This is a genomic window from Streptomyces mangrovisoli (assembly GCF_000974985.2).
In the GTDB taxonomy this organism is placed as follows: Bacteria; Actinomycetota; Actinomycetes; order Streptomycetales; family Streptomycetaceae; genus Streptomyces; species Streptomyces mangrovisoli.
On record NZ_LAVA02000157.1, the window covers coordinates 1 to 2487 of the forward strand.

General features: G+C 74.2%; 3 protein-coding genes. 2 read left to right on the forward strand and 1 reads right to left on the reverse strand.

The window, feature by feature from the left end; translation table 11 throughout:
- Positions 1–298 (forward strand): sulfurtransferase TusA family protein (locus tag WN71_RS38605; protein WP_240529915.1); only part of this gene is annotated, 298 nt, incomplete at its 5' end.
- Positions 299–317: 19 nt separating this feature from the next.
- On the opposite strand, the gene WN71_RS38610 is transcribed toward WN71_RS38605, so the two are convergent.
- Positions 318–1292 (reverse strand): carbohydrate kinase family protein, encoded by a 975-nt coding sequence (locus tag WN71_RS38610; protein WP_046590977.1) that lies wholly within the window; start codon positions 1290–1292, stop codon positions 318–320.
- A 130-nt stretch (positions 1293–1422) separates the two neighbouring features.
- On the opposite strand from WN71_RS38610, the gene WN71_RS38615 reads away from it, so the two are divergent.
- Positions 1423–1632 carry a hypothetical protein gene (locus WN71_RS38615; protein ID WP_046590978.1) on the forward strand — a complete coding sequence of 70 codons (210 nt, stop codon included), beginning with the start codon at positions 1423–1425 and terminating at the stop codon, positions 1630–1632.
- The last annotated feature ends 855 nt before the right edge of the window (positions 1633–2487 follow it).

Below are 2487 nucleotides of genomic sequence, written 5' to 3' on the forward strand. Positions count from 1 at the left end.
GCCGGAGGGCGGGGCCGTGCGGGCCACCGGGGGCGGGGAGGAGGAGGCGTCGGTCCCGGAGCAGGCGTCGGCGGAGGCCTTCCTGGTCGACGCGCTGGGCAAGCTGTGCCCGCTGCCCGTCATCGAGCTGGCGAAGGTGATCGGCGAGGTGCCGGTCGGCTCCACCGTCCGGGTGCTCGCCGACGACGAGGCGGCCCGGCTGGACATCCCGGCGTGGTGCGAGATGCGCGGGCAGGAGTACGTGGGCGAGGAGCCGGCGGACCGGGGTTCGGCCTATGTGGTCCGCCGGCTGAGCTAGGGCGATGCCCCGGCGGGACTCAGCTGAGGTGGGCGCGGACCTCGGCGGCGGCGTCGTGGCCGTACGCCTTGGTGAAGCGGTCCATGAAGTTGGCCCGGCGCAGCTGGTACTCCTGCGTGCCCACGGTCTCGATGACCAGCGTGGCGAGCATGCAGCCGACCTGCGCGGCGCGCTCCAGGGAGACGCCCCAGGCGAGCCCGGACAGGAAGCCGGCGCGGAACGCGTCGCCGACGCCCGTGGGGTCGGCCTTGCGGTCCTCCTCCGGGCAGGCGACCTCGATCGGGTCGTCGCCGTCCCGCTCGACGCGGACGCCGCGCGAGCCGAGGGTGGTGACGCGGTGGCCGACCTTGGCGAGGATCTCCTGGTCGCTCCAGCCGGTCTTGGACTCGATCAGGCCCTTCTCGTACTCGTTGGAGAAGAGGTAGGTCGCGCCGTCCAGCAGTATCCGGATCTCCTCCCCGTTCATCCGGGCGATCTGCTGGGAGAAGTCGGCCGCGAACGGGATCCGGCGGGAGCGGCACTCCTCGGTGTGGCGGAGCATGCCCTCCGGGTCGTCGGCGCCGATCAGCACCAGGTCGAGGCCGCCGACGCGGTCCGCGACCGTCTTCAGCTCGATGAGGCGGGCCTCGCTCATCGCGCCGGTGTAGAAGGAGCCGATCTGGTTGTGGTCGGCGTCCGTGGTGCACACGAAGCGGGCGGTGTGCAGGGTCTCGGAGATGCGGACGGAGTCCGTGTCGACGCCGTTCCGCTCCAGCCAGGCGCGGTAGTCGTCGAAGTCGAAGCCCGCGGCGCCCACGAGGATCGGCCGGGAGCCGAGCTGGCCCATGCCGAAGGCGATGTTGGCGCCGACTCCGCCCCGCCGTACGTCCAGGTTGTCGACCAGGAAGGACAGCGAGACCGTGTGCAGCTGGTCCGCGACGAACTGGTCGGCGAACCGGCCGGGGAAGGTCATGAGGTGGTCGGTGGCGATGGAGCCGGTGACTGCGATGCGCACGGCGTGGTCTCTCCTGGGGGGAGGGGTATTGACACTTCACGCTACCCGCTGGAGGCGGAGCGCTGAAGCGGCTGAAACTACCCCTTAGTAGATCTTTCTTCGCGGGGGCGCGCATGCGTACGGTGCCGTTATGACGAACCTGAAGGCGTACGCGCCTGCTCCGGCCGATCTCGAGGGCGGCCTCGCCTCGCTCCAGGGCGACTGTGCCCGGATGGCCCCCCACTGGGCGGCCCCCGAGCGCCACACCTCGCTGCCCGTGCCGCCGTCACTGATCCACGGGGTCCGGGTTCCGGCCCGTTCGGCACGGCTTCTGGACGCCATGTCCGACTACGGCGACTGAGCCGGGCGGTACACGAGGGAACCGCGCGCTCCCCCGCTGCGTCCCATCGCCGTCCCCCGTGTGGGGGATACGGGATACGACTCTCCGGCCGGTCACTTCTGACAGGCTCAGGTCAGAGGGTCGAGGGACGGCACGTGCGGCGTGAGGAGCGATGCGGTGAGTACCGAGCGGCCCGAGAACGAGAAGTCGCCTGCGCAGTCGCCTGCGGCGGGCTCTGCGGGGTTGCCTGCGGCGGGCTCTCCGGAGGTACCTGCGGGTGCCGCCGCAGACGCGCCCCAGGCGCCTGCGGCGGGCTCGAAGCCGGCTCCTGCGGCCGGAGCCGCGGAAGCGGAGGCCCCTGCGGGGGGCTCCGCCGAGGTGCCTGCGGGCGCGGACGACGCGGCCGCGGACGGACCCGAGACGACTCGCGCCGCCGGAGCCGCGGAAGCGGCACGGACGCCCGCGGGCGGGGCGGACGCAGCCGCGGGCGCGGCGCGGGCGCCTGCGGGCCGGGCGGACGAGGCACCCGTGACCGGCGCCGCGGAGACGGCAGGCGCGGCCGACCCGCCCACGGCCGGAGCCGCGGAAGCGACAGGCGCCGCGCCGGGAGACACCCGGGCACCGGCCGCGGGATCCACCCAGGCAGCCCCGGGTGCAGACGACACGCCGCCGGGCGCGGCCGACACGGCCGCGAGCGGACCCGACACGGCTCACGCGGCCGAAGCCGCGGAAGCGGCGGGCGCCGCGCCAGGAAGCACCGGGACACCGACCGCGGGATCTGACCAGGCGGACCCTGGCCCGGACGACGCGGCCGCGGGCGGACCCGACACGGCCCACGCGGCCGAAGCCGCGGAAGCGGTGGGCGCCGCGCCGGGA